This window comes from Microvirga sp. P4_A5, assembly GCF_056402495.1.
In genome coordinates, this window is the sequence record NZ_JBFUHH010000022.1 from 13,372 (window position 1) to 30,046 (window position 16,675).

Below are 16,675 nucleotides of genomic sequence, written 5' to 3' on the forward strand. Positions count from 1 at the left end.
AGCTCTGGGTTAGTAACGGCTGAATTTAAAACACCTAGACCTATGCGCTTTTGCTCGGTCCTCGACTGCTGCGAATTCCTGGGAAGAGTTGAATGCAACGCTTTACAATGCGTTGCCATTTTAGCCCACCGTCGCTCACGCGTTTAACAGTTATTGCATAAAACCAAGCTTCAAATACTTGAGCTTCGATAGGCATTCCGCCCGCGACACGACCAAAGTCATGACTTGCTATCCATAGAAGGATATCATTACCTAGGTCTGAAAAATTTTCTAAAACAGCCGCCGGATCACGGTTCGCGTGTTTAAAAAAATTGACGAAGCGGCGAATATCTTTTTCAGCGTCTTGAAGACTAATTCCTTTGCGATCTGCAAAATTGTGCAGGACCGTTCTTACTCCTGTGCGACCACCAATTGTTGTTAGGATTTCACGAGCTGCCGCTGCGAGAGTGTAAATTGGGACTGGATGGGTATCTTCAAAAAAGAGGCGAATCGCAGTCTTCAACTCGGCTTCTGCAATATCAATTTAGTTAGCTTTTGAGGAACTTCCGCAGAGTTTTTTCGCATCGGGCACTGCCGTGAGAGCGAGGGAGCGCCCAATAGACGTGCGCTCCCTCGAACAGAACTACGAACACCCCGTCGTGCTTCCACACGTGTCACACTTCAAACACGTCCCGTTCCGCACGAGCGTGAAGTTCGCGCATTCCGGGCAAGCTTCCCCTACATAGCCCTTCATCTTCGCTTCCAGGCGGCGATCGGCCGTCGTCACCTGCGCGGCGGACGGCGCGGCGAAGCCGAGTTTGGCGATCTCCGCTTCGCCCACATGCTCCGGCTCTTCCTTCAGCGCCGTTGCGCCCATCGTCAGGCCGCCGGTGGGGCGGCCGGCGCCGCCGGAGATGAGCATCAGGCGGTCGGAGGTGCCGCGGGTGAAGCCCTTGGAGATGTAGGACGAGGCGGAGGAGGTCTCCGGCGCCTTCGATTGGGCTTCGCCCTGGCCGATGGTGGTGGGGCCGGATTCCGACGGGTCCACATGGGCGAGGTCGTTGCGGCCGAGATACGAGACCGCGAGTTCGCGGAAAACGTAATCGAGGATCGAGGTGGCGCTCTTGATGCGCTCGTTGCCCTGCACGAAGCCCGCGGGTTCGAAACGCGTGAAGGTGAAGGCCTCCACGTATTCTTCCAGCGGCACGCCATATTGCAGGCCGAGCGAGATCGCGATGGCGAAGTTGTTCATCATCGCGCGGAAGGCGGCGCCTTCCTTGTGCATGTCGATGAAGATCTCGCCGATGCGGCCGTCATCGTATTCGCCGGTGCGCACATAGACCTTGTGGCCGCCGACGACGGCTTTCTGCGTGTAGCCCTTGCGGCGATCCGGCATCTTTTCGCGGTCGCGGATGGCGACCACGCGCTCGACGATGCGCTCCACCACCTTCTCGGTGAGGTGGGCTGCTTTCGCCGCCGCCGGCATGGCGACGAGCGCTTCCACCGCGTCGTCCGCATCCTCGTCCTCATCGGCGATGAGCGCGGAGTTCAGCGGCTGCGACAGCTTCGAGCCGTCGCGGTAGAGCGCGTTGGCTTTCAGCGCAAGACGCCACGAGAGCATGTAGGCGCTCTTGCAATCCTCCACCGTCGCGTCGTTCGGCATGTTGATGGTCTTGGAGATCGCCCCCGAGATGAAGGGCTGAGCCGCCGCCATCATGCGGATGTGGCTGTCGACCGAGAGATAACGCTTGCCGATGCGGCCGCACGGATTGGCGCAGTCGAACACCGAGTAATGCTCGGGCTTGAGATGCGGTGCGCCCTCGAGCGTCATCGCGCCGCAAACGTGGATGTTGGCGGCCTCGATATCGGCCTTCGAGAAGCCGAGATAGGGCAGGATCTCGAAGGACGGATCGTTGAGCTTTTCCGCCGGCACTTTCAGCGCACCGGTGAGAAAGTCTTCGCCGAGCGTCCATTTGTTGAACACGAACTTGATGTCGAAGGCGCTCTTGAGACCCTTCTCGATCGCGTCGATCTTGTCCTGCGTGAAGCCCTTGGCGGCGAGCGATCCGGGATTGATCGCAGGCGCCTGGCCCATGGTGCCGTGGCCGAGGGCATAGACCTCGATCTCTGCGATCTCCGCCTCGCTGTAGCCCAGCGTGCGAAGCGCATCAGGCACGGCGCGGTTGATGATCTTCCAATAACCGCCGCCGGCGAGCTTCTTGAACTTCACCAATGCGAAATCGGGCTCGATACCGGTGGTATCGCAATCCATCACGAGGCCGATCGTGCCGGTGGGCGCGATGACGGTGGCCTGCGCGTTGCGGTAGCCGTGCTTCTCGCCGAGTTCGAGGGCAAGATCCCAGGCCTGCCTGGCGTGCTGCACGAGCTTCGCTTCGGGGCAAGATGCGTGATCGAGCGGCACCGGGTTGTTGCTTAAGGACTCGTAGCCCTCCGACACGCCATGCGCCGCGCGGCGATGGTTGCGGATGACGCGCAGCATGTGCTTGGCGTTCTTCGAATAGTTGGGGAACGGCCCGAGTTCGCCCGCCATCTCGGCGGAGGTCGCATAGGACACGCCGGTCATGATGGCGGTGAGCGCGCCGCCGAGCGCGCGGCCGGCATCCGAATCGTAGCCGAGGCCCATGGTCATGAGCAGGCCGCCGATATTGGCGTAGCCCAGACCGAGCGTGCGGTATTCATAGGAGAGTTCGGCGATTTCCTTCGAGGGGAACTGCGCCATCATCACGGAGATTTCAAGCACCACCGTCCAGAGGCGGCAGGCATGCTCGAACGACTCGACTTCGAACGTCTTGCTGGCGCGATCGTAGAATTGCAGCAGGTTGGCGGAGGCCAGATTGCACGCGGTGTCGTCCAGGAACATGTATTCCGAGCACGGATTGGACGCGCGGATGCGGCCGCCCGCCGGGCAGGTGTGCCAGTCGTTCATGGTGGTGTTGTAGTGCAGGCCCGGATCGGCGGACGCCCATGCGGCGTGACCGATCTGCTCCCACAGGTCGCGGGCCTTCAAGGTCTTGATGGTCTTGCCGTCCTTGCGGGCCTTCAGGTGCCAATCGGCATCAGCTTCCACTGCGCGGAGAAAGTCGTCGGTGAGCGAGACCGAGTTGTTGGAGTTCTGGCCCGACACGGTGAGATAGGCGTCCGAATCCCAATCGGTGTCGTAGATCGGGAAGTCGATATCCGTGTAGCCCTGCTTGGCGAACTGGATGACGCGCTTGATGTAGTTGTCGGGGATCATGACGCGGCGCGCCATTTTGATCTCCTTCTTCAACGCCGGGTTCTTTTCCGGGTCGAAGCAGGCATCGTCATCGGCCTCGCAATTCACGCAGGCGCGCATGATCGCCTTGAGGTGCTTGTTGCCGAGCTTGGAGCCGGTGACGAGCGCCGCGACTTTCTGCTCTTCCTTCACCTTCCAGTCGATATAGGCCTCGATATCCGGGTGATCCACATCGACCACCACCATCTTGGCGGCGCGACGCGTGGTGCCGCCCGACTTGATGGCGCCGGCGGCGCGGTCGCCGATCTTGAGGAACGACATCAGGCCGGAGGAGCGGCCGCCGCCGGAGAGCTTTTCGCCTTCGCCGCGCAGCTTGGAGAAGTTGGAGCCGGTGCCGGAGCCGTATTTGAACAGGCGCGCCTCACGCACCCACAGATCCATGATGCCGCCCTCGTTCACCAGGTCGTCCTCGACGCCCTGGATGAAACAGGCATGCGGCTGCGGATGCTCGTAGGAGGATTTGGACTTGGTGAGCTTGCCGGTCTTGTGGTCCACGTAATAATGGCCCTGGCTCGGACCATCGATGCCGTAGGCCCAGTGCAGGCCGGTGTTGAACCATTGCGGCGAGTTCGGCGCCACCATCTGGTTCGCCAGCATGAAGCGCAGTTCGTCGTAGAACGCCTGGGCGTCGTCCTCGGACGAGAAATAGCCGCCCTTCCAGCCCCAATAGGTCCAGCAGCCGGCCAGGCGATCGAAGACCTGCTTGGAGGAGATCTCGGAGCCGGTGCGCTGGTCCTCGGGGAGCTCGGAAAGAGCCGCCTCGTCGGCGGTCGAGCGCCAGAGCCAGGAGGGGACGTCGTTCTCTTCGACTCGTTTCAGGCGCGCGGGCACGCCGGCCTTGCGGAAGTACTTCTGCGCCAGCACGTCGGACGCCACCTGGCTCCAGCTGTCCGGAACCTCGATATCGTCAAGCTTGAAGACGACCGAGCCGTCCGGGTTGCGAATCTCGCTCGTGGCGAGACGGAAGGCCAGGGAGGAGTAGGGCGATTGCCCCGATTTCGTATAGCGCCGCTCGATCCGCATCAGTCAAATCCCATTGATCGGAGACAAAGGTCCCCTGGCCACGTCGAACGTGGCTCCCCAGCCCAAAAATTGTTAAACGCCTCCGCGGCCCATTTTAGGTCCGCCACACGCATCCACGTCCAAGTTTCGACCTCACCCCGCGGCAACATTCGACCCGCGGCGGGAACCTGCCGCGCGGCTGAGACGCAATACCTGTCGGGATGTACTTCCGGCTGTTTCGAGCCGGCCGCCGGTCTTGGATCGGCACTGTCAAAACCTAGTCCCGTCATCCGCCCTCCGTCAAGAACTTGTGGTCGGGGTGGTCGCTGGAAACTAGATATAGTGTCTATGGGTTAAAAATGTGGAGAGCCTGTGGATGATTTGCTAACCCTCGGATTCTCCTTCGGGAATCTTGTCATTCCCGTCGCGCAAACGGTCTTGAGCCGGCTTAGCAACCGGTCTTGAGCCGACGAAATGGGTCAAAATTTTTTTCTGCCGTTGACGTGGCGTCATTTTTCGACAGGTGCGGCGCGGGGCGCGCGATCGACAGAAAATCAAGCGATTAGGGGAGCGGCGGGCGAGCGCGACTCAGAAGCGTCGTCTCGGCCCCCGATGCGAGAATCGGGGCGTTTCGGCGGAACGGCTTGAAGGCTGGACTTCCAGCGCCCGCGAAGCCATATTCCGCGCGAATTCGAACCCCCCTTCGGCGGCAGCAATGAAACAGTTCTGGCTTCAGTTCTTCACCTGGTGGAACGGCGAAACCCTCGGCACCCGATTCTACACTTGGCGCTTCGGCAACCCGGTGGGACAGGATGAGCTGGGCAACCGCTATTACCGGGCGGAGGGTCCGCTGATCGATCGTTCGGTCGGAACTGAGCGCCGCTGGGTCATCTATAACGGCGTGGCGGACGCCTCCAAGGTCCCTCCGGGATGGCGGGCCTGGCTCTCCCACAATGCGAGCGTGCCGCCGAGCGAGGAAGAGTACCGCCCGCGCGAGTGGGAAAAGGGCCATCTGCCCAACATGACCGGCACGCCCCACGCCTATCATCCGCCGGGATCGCAACTCGGCACGGGCCAGCGCCCCGCGGCCACCGGCGACTACGTTCCGTGGAGCCCGAAGGAATAGGCAGTCAGCCCGCCGGCGACCGCTCGTTCGGATGGAAGAATGATTGCTGGCGCACGGCCGCGTCGGCGAACAAGCCGAAGGCCTGGATCACCAGCCCTTGCGCGAGGGTGATGCCCCGCGCGACGCCGCTGCCTTTCAGCACCGCCCCCCTCTCGTCCGCCACAGGATGGCGATAGGAGCCTCCCGCGCCGAGAATACAGTTCTGGCAGCGGATGGGGCCGTTGATCTGCGCGCCGTCGCCGATGTTGTTGCCGAGGCTCAGTGAGCCGCCTCCCAGCAGCCTGACATTCTCGCCGATGGCGATGCCGTCCGGGCCGGCCTTGATGGTAAACCCGCCTTCCTCGCCGATCTCGCTCCGCGCGCCGATGCGGATCTGGCCGCCCTCCGCCACGATTCGCGTGCCGGGATAGAGAATCGCGCCGTCGCCGATCGCGATCCGACCCTCGCCCACGATCTGGAGAATGACGCCCGGCCAGAGAACCACACCCGGACCGAGGATCACCCCGGGCGAGACCAGGGTCGCCTGCGGGCAGGGGACGACAATCCCGGATGCGCCCAGCGCCACCGTCTCGGCTTCGCCGAGAAAGCCTAGCGCCAGGCGGGCCTGGTCGGTCGGAGGAGACGCCGTGATCATCCGCCGATGATCGCGAAGCGGGAGCCCGCTGTCACCTCGTGAGGCGGGATTGCGCCCGCTATGCACAGGGGAGATTTACTCGGCGGCGGCCGGCATCTGCGCGTCGGAGAGCCACCTCCCGAGATCCGCGCGGGCGCGATCCGTGAGGGCGTTCTTCTTGGCTAGGGTCTTCGCCGGCCCGCGCAGACGCTTCCCGTCTTCCGCTTTGGGCGCGATCTCCAGCGGGGGAAACAGCCCGAAATTGACGTTCATCGGCTGGAAGGAGCGCGGACCCTCGTCGATGGTCTCGATGTGCCCGCCCGTGATGTGGTTGATGAGCGCGCCCAGGGCGGTCGTCCCGGGCAGCGGTTCCACGGGGCACCCGAGGCGCTCGGCGGCGGCCATGCGGCCGGTCATGAGGCCGATGGCAGCGCTCTCCACATAGCCTTCGCAGCCGGTGATCTGCCCGGCGAAACGCAGGCGGGGCATGGCCTTCAGGCGAAGGGTCTGGTCGATCAGCTTGGGCGAGTTGAGGTAGGTGTTGCGATGCAGCCCGCCGAGCCTTGCGAACTCGGCATTCTCGAGCCCCGGAATCATCCGCAGCACGCGCGCCTGATCGCCGTATTTCAGCTTGGTCTGAAAACCCACCATGTTGAAGAGCGTGCCGAGCGCATTGTCCTGCCGCAGCTGCACGATGGCGTGGGCCTTGACCATGGGATCGTTGGGGTTGGTCAGGCCGACCGGCTTCATCGGGCCATGCCGCAGCGTCTCCCGGCCGCGTTCCGCCATCACCTCGATGGGAAGGCAGCCGTCGAAATAGGGCGTCGAGGCTTCCCATTCCTTGAAGTCGGTCTTGTCGCCGGAAATGAGCGCATCGATGAACGCTTCATACTGCTCCTTGTTCATGGGGCAGTTGATGTAGTCCTTGCCGTTACCGCCCGGCCCGACCTTATCGTAGCGCGATTGGAACCACGCCAYGTCCATGTTGATGGATTCGCGGTACACGATCGGCGCGATCGCATCGAAGAAGGCCAGCTCCTTCTCGCCTGTCAGCGACAGGATGGCTTGGGCTAGCGCCGGCGAGGTGAGGGGGCCAGTCGCAATGATGACCGAACTCCATTCCTCCGGCGGGAGGCCGGCGATTTCGCCCCGTTCGATGGTGACGAGCGGATGCGCTTCGAGAGCGGCGGTGACGGCGCTCGAAAACCCGTCGCGGTCGACCGCGAGCGCGCCGCCGGCGGGAACCTGATGCGCGTCGCCCTTGGCCATGATGAGGGAGCCCAGCGTTCGCATTTCCTGGTGCAGGAGCCCGACCGCGTTGGCGGTCGCGTCGTCCGAGCGGAACGAGTTGGAGCAGACGAGCTCGGCTAGCCCTTCGGTCTTGTGAGCGTCGGTGCCGCGAACGGGGCGCATTTCGTGGAGGATCACCGGAACGCCGGCCTGAGCGATCTGCCAGGCCGCCTCGGAGCCGGCAAGGCCGCCGCCAATGACATGGATGGGTTCAAGTGTGTTCATCGTATCCCTCGCGAGCGCGCTTTGTTGACCCTCGGAACGGCGCGGGTCAAGTTGAGGCATTCCTATTCCTTGCCCATTCCTTGGCGAAGGCGTCTCATATGTCTCTCAAACGACCGGTCGTGCTTATTACAGGAGCCAGCCGGGGCATAGGCGCTGCTTTGGCGCAGCTCGCGGCGACCCGTGGCTACGACTTGGCGATCAACTACCGGACCGAGCGCGAGGAGGCCGAGCGCGTCGCCGCCACCTGTCGGGCGTCCGGAGCAGCGGTGGCGATCTGCGCGGGCGACGTGTCCATCGAGGGCGATGTGGTGCGTATCTTCGACGAGGCGCAAGCGGCCCTCGGGCCGCTCTCGCACGTGGTCAACAATGCGGGCATCACCGGCAAGTCGAGCCGCCTCGACGAGGCGGATGCGGCCACGATCGAGACCACCATCGATATCAACGTGCTGGGAGCGATCTTCGTCGCCCGCGAGGCCTCGCGCCGCCTCTCGCGCCGCCATGGCGGCCTTGGCGGTTCCATCGTCAACATCTCGTCGATTGCCGCGCGCCTCGGCAGCGCGGGCGAGTATGTCTGGTACGCCGCTTCCAAGGGAGCCGTCGACGCGCTGACCGTGGGTCTCGCCCAGGAGCTCGCATCCGACGGCGTGCGGGTGAATGCCGTTTCGCCCGGCATCACGCGGACGGATATCCACGAGCGGAGCACCGGCGACGCGGGGCGGGTGGAACGCCTCCGGTCAAAGATCCCGCTCAATCGTGTCGGCGAGCCGGGTGAGGTGGCGGAAGCGGTCCTGTTCCTGATGTCGGACGCGGCCGCCTACATCACCGGCGCCAACCTGCCGGTATCCGGAGGTCGCTGAAGAGGACCCGAAAAGGAAACGCCCGCCAGAGGCGGGCGCGAGTTTATGTTGCGATGCAACAATTATTAGGCGACTGCGTGCTCGCGAGCGACGCTTTCGATCTGGAAGCGGGAAATACCAAGATCGTCGAGCTCGCGGTCGGTGAGCTGCGACAGCTCACGGACAGTGTCGCGATAACGCATATAGTTGCGGACTTTAGACAGAATGTAGGTCACGAACATGAGAGGCTCCTTCAGTTAGCCGGCCCGGTAGACCGGCAGCCGTTTGTTCTTGCGTGTGTGCAATGCAGCATATAGGGGTGGGTCAGCCGGAAAGGGAGTGGTGATATTGTAGGGCTGTTATGCTTTAGTCGCATGGCAGCCTAAGGAGGGGTTAACCAGCGTCCCAGCAGGCGCATGGCCCGTTAACCAAGACGACCTAGGACGTTGATCCTGTTTCGCATTGTGTGGCGCCCTCACACGCGGCATTCTTTCGGCCGGATCGCGCTATCCTTGGGGAAACCATGCAACAGGCCATCACGCTGATTTTCAGCAATTTCACGCTCACGCTGTTCGTCATTGGCCTCGCGGTCGCCCTGTCGCTCCTCGCACGCCGCCCGCGCCCCTGGGATCGCGCCGCCATCGTCGAAGCGCTGCTTTCCTGGTTTCTCTTCTTCTCGATCGGCGTGAGCTTCCTCTACAATTTCATCATGCACGTCTTCTTCTCGGAGATCGCCGCATCCTTCATCGGGTGGCAGACGAGCCCGTTCCAGAAGGAGGTGGGCTTTGCGAGCCTCGGCTTCTCGGTCGTCGGCTTCCTGGCGTTCAGGGGCGGGCCGGAGGTGAGGCTCGCTGCGCTGGTCGGGCCGGCCTGCTTCTTGTGGGGGGCAGCCATCGGCCACGGGATGCAGATGGTCGAGGCCCATAATTACGCCCCCGGCAATGCCGGGGTGATCTTCTATACCGACATCCTGCTGCCGATCTTCGGCCTGGCGCTCTTTTGGCTCTGCCGCCAGACTTCGAGGGAGACCGCTTACGCGCGATAAGGGGCGTGGGCTCAATCGGCCGTTGAGAGACCTTGCTCGCTCGCGAGGGCCGAGAGTTTGCGTTCCGCCAGATCGGCCAGATAGCTACGCGGCGTCTGCGCGCGCACGTGGCGCACGGCATTCCGAAGATCCTCCATGGTGCTGCGATCGAGCGTGAACGCCCGCGCGTCAGAAGCGTAAATTGCGAGATCCATCGACACCCCTTCGAAAATGGCAGCTTTCGGCCCATCCGCCGGACCTTGATCGCTCAAATAGGGTCGTGATGGCCGCAGCCGCGTGTTCGAGCGCACGGGCCGGTGCCTGTTGGTGCAGGTTTGAAAAGTCTGCTATGGCGGCGTAACCATCGCGGCAATCGGGCGGCGATCGCAGACCAAATCGAAGAGGGTGAGAACCCATGTTTCCCGAGAGGCTGACCGGAGGCTACCGCGCCTTCCTGCAGGGTCGTTTCGCCAGCGAGCGCCTACGCTATGAGGCCTTGGCCGATAAGGGGCAAAAGCCCGAAATCATGGTCGTCGGCTGTGTCGACTCGCGGGTTTCGCCGGAAGTGATTTTCGATGCGGCGCCGGGCGAATTGCTGGTGGTGCGCAACGTTGCCAATCTCGTGCCGCCCTATGAGCCCGACCGCGATTCCCAACACGGCACCAGCGCCGCGCTGGAGTTCGGCGTGCAGGCCCTGCGGGTCAAGCATATCGTGATTCTGGGGCACGCCTATTGCGGCGGGATCGGGGCGTTCGCGGACGACCGCAAGCCGCTGTCGCCGGGCGATTTCATCGGCAAATGGATGTCGCAGATTGCTCCGGCGGCCGAAAGCCTGGGAGCACGCGCGAAGGATGACGGCGAGGCCTATCTGCGCCGCCTCGAATTCGCCTCCGTGGAGCTCAGCCTGAAGAACCTCATGACGTTCCCTTGCGTACGGATTCTGGTGGAACGCGGAAAGCTGCAACTTCACGGCGCCTATTTCGGCGTCGCCAGTGGACGGCTGCTGGTCCGCGATCCCGTGACCGGCCGTTTCGAACCAGTGGCCGGTGGAGAACCCGATCCGCTGGCGATGATCCGCTGCACCTAAGGCCGGCCTGGTGGCCGAGTCACGGTGCTGATCACTCCTCGTCCTTCAATCGATTGCGGGGCTTCGAGATCTTGACGTGCGAGGTAATGGCGCGCGTGCCGACTTGTCTCCATGGTCACTCCCGGTTCCGCACGGGAGACAACAGATGGATATCGCGAACAACGACTTGAACGGCGCCGGCAGCGCGCCTGTGACCTTCGTCATCACCTTTCGGGTGAAACCCCAGCATGCGGATGAATTCCACGCGCTTCTCAGCGACGTCCTCGATGCGATGCGCCATGAGGCGACCTTCATCAACGCCGTCCTTCATCGCGATGCGCAGGATGCTTCGCGGTTCATGCTCTACGAAACCTGGTCTGACCTGGATGATGTGGTCAACGAGCAGATCCGTCGGGATTATCGTCAGGCCTACTGGGACCGGCTCCCGGAGCTTCTGGTGGAAACGCAGGCGATCCAGACTTGGTATCCGATGCGGATCGACGGGTCGCTCCCCTTGCCCGCGGGACGATCTCACCGGCCCGCGATGGCGGCCGGTGAGATCTGTTCGACCGGATCCTAGAAGATCAGGAAGTCGCTTGCGCCGATCGCCGTGCCGACCTTGAATTGCGCGATCTGCACAGCCGCTGCCGCGCCGTTGCCGTCCGCATCGTACGACAGGGAGCCGGTCGACTGGTCGTAAAGGAAGTGATGGTTGGCCGCGGTCGCCTCGCTGCCGAGGACGAAGTTCGACGCGTCGAGGCCGCCGCGGCCCCGGGCCAACCCATCCGGCACAAATCCATGCGCGGGAACGATATCGGCCGCCTCGAAAAGATAGGCGTTCAGCAAGATCTTATCACCGGCGCGGTGGCTGAAATCGGTGATGCGATCGACGCCGCCGCCGAGCACGAACATGTCCTTACCCGATCCGCCGCTGAGGACGTTGTTGCCGTAGCCGCCGACGAGAATATCGTTGCCGGATCCTCCGGAGAGCTGGTCATCGCCCGCGCCGCCCTTCATGAGATCGCTCCGCGAAGAGCCGACTATGCGATTGCCCGTGGCGTCGCCCTTGAAGATGAAACCTTCTTCGTAGGACACAGAATATTCGGCAAATACGACTTTACCGGCTAACTTTTTGACAGACATTTCTGTTCTCCAATGACTAAAACAAGACGCGTCGAGAAAACAACGCCAACCAAGTCTTCGCATTCGATAGGGAAATGCAATGATATTATATTAATATTTATCAGGACGTTGGTGCGGCTTGATACTGTTTCGGTTGGAAATGAGGGGTTTTCTTTTGTTTCCAGACACTTGCGCGATATCGACGCAGCCCGTTCGGAGGGGCCCGCCGGATGCGCTTCCACATCAAGCTTTGCCGTTATTCTGGCGCTTTCGGGTGTAACCTTGGCGGATCGCAGGACGCACCCGACATGACCCTGAGCGCGCAAATTCCGACCCGCTATGACCCCATGACCATCCGCCTACATTGGGCAACGGCGATCCTGGTCGTGTTCCTATGGGTGACCGGTCAGACCGCCGACTTTTTTCCGCGCGGGCCCGTCCGCAACGCGGAATGGTCGCTCCACGTGGTGTTCGGTTTTCTTCTGGGTTTCGTCCTGATCGCGCGGCTCATCTGGCGGCTTGGGCGAGGCCAGCGAATTCCGCCTGCCGATGTGGGGATTGTCGGGCTCGCGGCGACGGCGACCCATGTTCTGCTCTACGCGCTGCTCGTCGCCGCGGTAACGCTCGGAATTGCGAACGCCTTCGTTCGGGGCATGAGCTTGTTCGGCGTGTGGTCGCTGCCGCAGATTGGCGACCCGGCCCTCCGGCGGGACCTTACGGAATGGCATGAACTCGCGGCCAACCTCACGATGATCCTGGCGCTCGTGCACGCCGGCGCCGCGCTCGCGCATCATTATCTCTGGCACGACGGCGTGCTGCAAAGAATGATGCCGCCGCGCGACGGGCGACCGGCTGGCTGAACCTTATTCCGCCGCGACCTTCGCGACTTTGCCCTTGGGCTCGGCTTTCTTTAAAGGCCGGCGGGCGAGGACATCCTTGAGGAAACGCCCGGTGTAGCTCTCTTTCACCTTGCAGATATCCTCCGGCGTGCCCTGCGCGACGATCTGGCCCCCGCCGTCGCCGCCTTCCGGCCCCATGTCGATCACCCAATCGGCGGTCTTGATGACCTCGAGGTTGTGCTCGATCACGACCACGGAATTCCCCTGGTCGACCAGCTCGTGCAGCACTTCGAGCAACTTCGCCACGTCGTGGAAATGCAGGCCGGTAGTGGGTTCGTCGAGAATATAGAGCGTACGCCCCGTCGCGCGTTTCGACAGTTCCTTCGACAGCTTGACGCGCTGCGCCTCGCCGCCCGACAAGGTCGTCGCCTGTTGGCCCACATGCACGTAATCGAGGCCGACACGGGCGAGCGTCTGCATCTTTTCGCGGATCGACGGCACGGCCTTGAACAGGTCGCGAGCTTCTTCCACCGTCATGTCGAGCACGTCGGCGATGGAATGGTCGCGATACTTCACCTCGAGCGTTTCGCGATCGTAGCGCTTGCCCTTGCAGACATCGCAGGTAACGTAGACGTCCGGCAGGAAGTGCATCTCGATCTTGATGACGCCATCGCCCGAGCAGGCCTCGCAGCGTCCACCCCTGACATTGAATGAAAACCGGCCAGCCTGGTAGCCGCGGGCCTTGGCCTCCGGCAACCCGGCGAACCATTCGCGGATCGGCGTGAACGCACCCACGTAAGTTGCGGGGTTCGAGCGCGGCGTGCGGCCGATGGGCGACTGGTCGATGTCGATGACCTTGTCGAGGTGCTCAAGCCCTTCGATGCGATCGAACGGGGCGGGGTGCTCCATGGAGCCGTTGAGCTTGCGCGCCACGGCCTTGTAGAGCGTGTCGATGACGAGAGTCGATTTGCCGCCGCCCGACACGCCGGTGATGCACGTGAACGTGCCGAGGGGAATTTCCGCCGTCACGTTTTTCAGGTTGTTGCCCTTCGCGCCCACCACCTTCAGCGTCCGGCTCTTCGACGGCTTGCGGCGTTTCGGCGGCACCTTCACGGACATTTCGCCCGTGAGATATTTGCCCGTCAGCGACTTGGCGTTCGAGAGGATCTCCGGCGGCGTGCCCTCGGCGACGATCTCGCCGCCATGGATGCCGGCGCCGGGGCCGATATCGAAGACGTAATCGGCCTGCAGGATCGCATCTTCGTCATGCTCGACGACGATCACGGTGTTGCCGAGGTCGCGCAGGCGCTTCAGGGTCACGAGAAGGCGTTCGTTGTCGCGCTGGTGCAGGCCGATCGACGGCTCGTCGAGCACGTACAGCACGCCCGTCAACCCGGAGCCGATCTGGCTCGCGAGCCGGATGCGCTGGCTCTCACCGCCGGACAGCGTTCCCGAGGCGCGGGCAAGCGTCAGGTATTCGAGCCCCACATCCACCAGGAAGGTCAGGCGCTCCCGGATCTCTTTCAGGATGCGGCCCGCGATCTCGTTCTGCTTCGGTGTCAATTGCTCGGTGAGGCGGCCGAACCACTCATGGGCGTCGCGAACTGAGAGACCCGTGGCATYGCCGATATCCGAGCCGGCGATCTTCACCGCCAGCGCCTCGGGCTTGAGCCGCTTGCCGTTGCAGGCCGCGCACGGCGTCTCGCTCATGTAGCGGCCGATCTCGTCGCGCGCCCAGTCGCTGTCGGTTTCCTTGTAGCGGCGTTCGAGGTTGGTGATGACTCCCTCGAAGGGCTTCCTGACCTCGTATGCGCGCAGGCCGTCGTCATAGGCCATGCGAATGCTCGTGTCGCCCGATCCGAAGAGAATGACCTCGCGCACCGTGTCGGACAATTCCGCCCAGGGCTTCGTCATCGACGACTTGTAATGCCGCGTGATCGCTTCCAGCGTCTGCGCGTAATACGGCGACGATGATTTGGCCCAGGGCGCGATGGCGCCGCGCTTGAGCGAGATGCCCTCGTCAGGCACGATCAGCGCTTCGTCGATGGTCATTTCGTGGCCGATGCCGCCGCAGGTCGGGCAGGCGCCGAATGGATTGTTGAACGAGAAAAGGCGCGGCTCGATTTCGGGAATCGTGAAGCCGGAGACCGGGCAGGCGAATTTCGACGAGAAGACGATCCGTTTCGGCTGGCCCTTCTCGTCCTTCTCATCGGCATATTCCACGACGGCGATGCCGTCCGTAAGGTCGAGCGCCGTCTCGAAGGATTCCGCCAGTCGCGCCGCGATGTCGTCGCGCACCACGATGCGGTCCACCACCACGTCGATGTCGTGCTTGAACTTCTTGTCGAGAACCGGCGTCTCGTCGATGGCATAATATTCGCCGTCGATCTTCAGGCGCTGGAAGCCCTTCTTCTGGAACTCGGCGATTTCCTTGCGGTATTCGCCCTTGCGCCCCCGCACCACGGGCGCCAACAGATAGAGGCGGGTCTTGGCGGGCAATTCCAGCACCCGGTCGACCATCTGGCTGACGGTCTGGCTCTCGATCGGCAGGCCGGTGGCGGGAGAATAGGGAATGCCGACCCGCGCCCAGAGCAGGCGCATGTAGTCGTAGATCTCCGTCACGGTCCCGACCGTCGAGCGCGGATTGCGCGAGGTCGTCTTCTGCTCGATGGAGATGGCGGGCGAGAGCCCGTCGATCTGGTCGACATCCGGCTTCTGCATCATTTCCAGAAACTGGCGCGCATAGGCCGACAGCGATTCCACGTAGCGACGCTGGCCCTCCGCGTAGATCGTGTCGAAGGCGAGCGAGGACTTGCCGGATCCGGAAAGACCCGTGAACACCACGAGCTGGTCCCGGGGCACCATCAGGTCGACATTCTTGAGGTTGTGCTCGCGCGCGCCCCGCACCGAGATCACACGCGCGTTGGGATCACCCGCCCGGGCGCGGTTGAACAGATCGTCGAGTTTAGCCATCGATGCTCAAGCTCTGAAATGGGAAGCCGGCCTCTTCGGCACGGCTCCGGGATATGTGCTCATCGGGCCGCGGAAACAACCGGTGCGGCGATTCGGGTTACCCTATCCTAGAACAAAAAGGGTACGACCGGCAATCCGCGAAGCGGATGCAGACCTTGCGGAGCGCGAACATTGGGCATGCCCTTGCGGCTGAGCTGAGCTGAGGTAGGCTTGCGGCGATGTTGTCGGGGAGGTCGGCCGATGAATGCGATGCGATTGGGATTTGCAGGACTTGCGGCGCTGCTTTGGGCCCAGCCCAGCCTTGCCGGGCCGTGCACCGCCGAGATCGATCGGGCGCAGGCTCAGCTCGATCAACGGGTCGACGCGATCGCCGGAGCGGGTGCGACCGGGACGCAGAGCACGGCGGCGCAGGTGCACCGGCAACCGACCCCTGGCTCCATCGCGAGCGCGGAACAGAAGCTCGGTGAGGGGACGGCCCTCGAACCCGCGCTGAGCGCTCTGGCGCTGGCCCGCAAAGCCGACGCGGCCGGGGATCGCGCCGGGTGCGAAGGCGCGTTGGCCGAGGTCCGCCGCATCGTCGGTCCCTAGGAACGCGGAGCCCTTTTATTGGGGACAGGGGAGGGCAGCGACCATCCTTCGTCTTGTCCCCGGCGCATTCGCGCCGCAGAACACAGCCTTGGTATTTGGAACGGAGTGGCTCAGATGGCGGGCAGCGTTAACAAAGTGATCCTGGTGGGCAATCTGGGCCGGGACCCGGAAGTGCGCCGGCTCGGGTCGGGCGATCCCGTGGTCAACCTGCGCATCGCCACGTCCGAATCCTGGAAGGACAAGCAGAGCGGCGAGCGCAAGGAGAAGACCGAGTGGCACTCGGTCGTCATCTTCAACGAGAACCTCGCCCGCGTCGCCGAGCAATACCTGAAAAAGGGCTCGAAGGTTTACATCGAGGGCCAACTCCAGACCCGCAAATGGCAGGATCAGTCCGGCCAGGAAAAATACACCACCGAGATCGTCCTGCAGCGTTTCCGGGGCGAATTGACCCTCCTCGACAGCCGTGGTGGCGGGGGCGGAGATTATGCCGAGGACCAGGGCGGCGGCGGTCAGATCAGCCGCGGCGGCGATTTCGGCAGTTCCTCCCCGATGGAAAACCGGCGTCCCGCGCCTGCCTCGGGCGGGGGCTCGAAATACGGCGATATCGACGACGACATCCCGTTCTAGGCCAGACTTTACGCCGAGGATAAACAAGAGGCCCGGAGCAATCCGGGCCTTTGCTGTTCTCAAAGATCAA

General features: G+C 63.0%; 16 protein-coding genes. 8 read left to right on the forward strand and 8 right to left on the reverse strand.

Going from position 1 to position 16,675, the window contains the following annotated elements; genetic code table 11:
• Nucleotides 1-40: 40 nt before the first annotated feature.
• Both AC1DVM_RS08620 and AC1DVM_RS08625 read right to left on the reverse strand, forming a co-directional pair.
• The gene (locus AC1DVM_RS08620) at nucleotides 41-502 is read right to left on the reverse strand and encodes a hypothetical protein (RefSeq protein ID WP_477253712.1); all 462 of its coding nucleotides are present in this window, start codon (nucleotides 500-502) and stop codon (nucleotides 41-43) included.
• A 120-nt stretch (nucleotides 503-622) separates the two neighbouring features.
• A complete protein-coding gene (locus AC1DVM_RS08625) occupies nucleotides 623-4,297 on the reverse strand; it encodes a vitamin B12-dependent ribonucleotide reductase (RefSeq protein WP_477253713.1) in 3,675 nt (1,224 codons plus the stop codon).
• A 694-nt stretch (nucleotides 4,298-4,991) separates the two neighbouring features.
• Between AC1DVM_RS08625 and AC1DVM_RS08630 the strand changes: the two genes are divergently transcribed.
• Nucleotides 4,992-5,402 carry an NADH:ubiquinone oxidoreductase subunit NDUFA12 gene (locus AC1DVM_RS08630; protein ID WP_477253714.1) on the forward strand — a complete coding sequence of 137 codons (411 nt, stop codon included), beginning with the start codon at nucleotides 4,992-4,994 and terminating at the stop codon, nucleotides 5,400-5,402.
• A 4-nt stretch (nucleotides 5,403-5,406) separates the two neighbouring features.
• On the opposite strand, the gene AC1DVM_RS08635 is transcribed toward AC1DVM_RS08630, so the two are convergent.
• Nucleotides 5,407-6,036, reverse strand: coding sequence for a hypothetical protein (locus AC1DVM_RS08635; protein ID WP_477253716.1), 630 nt, complete (start codon nucleotides 6,034-6,036; stop codon nucleotides 5,407-5,409).
• A 75-nt stretch (nucleotides 6,037-6,111) separates the two neighbouring features.
• Nucleotides 6,112-7,530, reverse strand: a complete 1,419-nt coding sequence (trmFO, locus tag AC1DVM_RS08640; protein WP_477253718.1) for a methylenetetrahydrofolate--tRNA-(uracil(54)-C(5))-methyltransferase (FADH(2)-oxidizing) TrmFO — start codon at nucleotides 7,528-7,530, stop codon at nucleotides 6,112-6,114.
• 98 nt (nucleotides 7,531-7,628) lie between these two features.
• Here trmFO and AC1DVM_RS08645 point away from each other — a divergent pair, with 98 nt between their 5' ends.
• Nucleotides 7,629-8,387 carry an SDR family oxidoreductase gene (locus AC1DVM_RS08645; protein ID WP_477253720.1) on the forward strand — a complete coding sequence of 253 codons (759 nt, stop codon included), beginning with the start codon at nucleotides 7,629-7,631 and terminating at the stop codon, nucleotides 8,385-8,387.
• A 65-nt stretch (nucleotides 8,388-8,452) separates the two neighbouring features.
• On the opposite strand, the gene AC1DVM_RS08650 is transcribed toward AC1DVM_RS08645, so the two are convergent.
• Nucleotides 8,453-8,608, reverse strand: a complete 156-nt coding sequence (locus AC1DVM_RS08650; RefSeq protein WP_477253722.1) for a DUF1127 domain-containing protein — start codon at nucleotides 8,606-8,608, stop codon at nucleotides 8,453-8,455.
• A gap of 281 nt (nucleotides 8,609-8,889) precedes the next feature.
• Here AC1DVM_RS08650 and AC1DVM_RS08655 point away from each other — a divergent pair, with 281 nt between their 5' ends.
• Entirely contained in the window at nucleotides 8,890-9,411 is a 522-nt protein-coding gene (locus tag AC1DVM_RS08655) for a DUF6790 family protein (protein WP_477253724.1), read from the forward strand.
• Nucleotides 9,412-9,422: 11 nt separating this feature from the next.
• On the opposite strand, the gene AC1DVM_RS08660 is transcribed toward AC1DVM_RS08655, so the two are convergent.
• Nucleotides 9,423-9,605 carry a hypothetical protein gene (locus AC1DVM_RS08660; protein ID WP_477253725.1) on the reverse strand — a complete coding sequence of 61 codons (183 nt, stop codon included), beginning with the start codon at nucleotides 9,603-9,605 and terminating at the stop codon, nucleotides 9,423-9,425.
• A 200-nt stretch (nucleotides 9,606-9,805) separates the two neighbouring features.
• On the opposite strand from AC1DVM_RS08660, the gene AC1DVM_RS08665 reads away from it, so the two are divergent.
• Together AC1DVM_RS08665 and AC1DVM_RS08670 are read left to right on the forward strand one after the other, a co-directional pair.
• Nucleotides 9,806-10,477, forward strand: a complete 672-nt coding sequence (locus AC1DVM_RS08665) for a carbonic anhydrase (protein ID WP_477253727.1) — start codon at nucleotides 9,806-9,808, stop codon at nucleotides 10,475-10,477.
• 145 nt (nucleotides 10,478-10,622) lie between these two features.
• Entirely contained in the window at nucleotides 10,623-11,036 is a 414-nt protein-coding gene (locus AC1DVM_RS08670; RefSeq protein WP_477253729.1) for a putative quinol monooxygenase, read from the forward strand.
• Here the strand turns inward: AC1DVM_RS08670 and AC1DVM_RS08675 are convergent.
• Entirely contained in the window at nucleotides 11,033-11,599 is a 567-nt protein-coding gene (locus AC1DVM_RS08675) for a hypothetical protein (protein ID WP_477253730.1), read from the reverse strand. The genes AC1DVM_RS08670 and AC1DVM_RS08675 overlap by 4 nt on opposite strands.
• 287 nt (nucleotides 11,600-11,886) lie before the next feature.
• On the opposite strand from AC1DVM_RS08675, the gene AC1DVM_RS08680 reads away from it, so the two are divergent.
• A complete protein-coding gene (locus AC1DVM_RS08680; protein ID WP_477253732.1) occupies nucleotides 11,887-12,438 on the forward strand; it encodes a cytochrome b in 552 nt (183 codons plus the stop codon).
• Between the two features lie 3 nt (nucleotides 12,439-12,441).
• Here AC1DVM_RS08680 and uvrA read toward each other — a convergent pair whose 3' ends face one another.
• Nucleotides 12,442-15,390 (reverse strand): excinuclease ABC subunit UvrA, encoded by a 2,949-nt coding sequence (gene uvrA, locus AC1DVM_RS08685; protein WP_477253734.1) that lies wholly within the window; start codon nucleotides 15,388-15,390, stop codon nucleotides 12,442-12,444.
• 240 nt (nucleotides 15,391-15,630) lie between these two features.
• Here uvrA and AC1DVM_RS08690 point away from each other — a divergent pair, with 240 nt between their 5' ends.
• Together AC1DVM_RS08690 and AC1DVM_RS08695 are read left to right on the forward strand one after the other, a co-directional pair.
• Nucleotides 15,631-15,978, forward strand: a complete 348-nt coding sequence (locus tag AC1DVM_RS08690; protein ID WP_477253736.1) for a hypothetical protein — start codon at nucleotides 15,631-15,633, stop codon at nucleotides 15,976-15,978.
• 114 nt (nucleotides 15,979-16,092) lie between these two features.
• On the forward strand, nucleotides 16,093-16,605 hold the full coding sequence (locus AC1DVM_RS08695) for a single-stranded DNA-binding protein (RefSeq protein ID WP_477253737.1): 513 nt from the start codon (nucleotides 16,093-16,095) through the stop codon (nucleotides 16,603-16,605).
• Nucleotides 16,606-16,675: the final 70 nt, after the last annotated feature.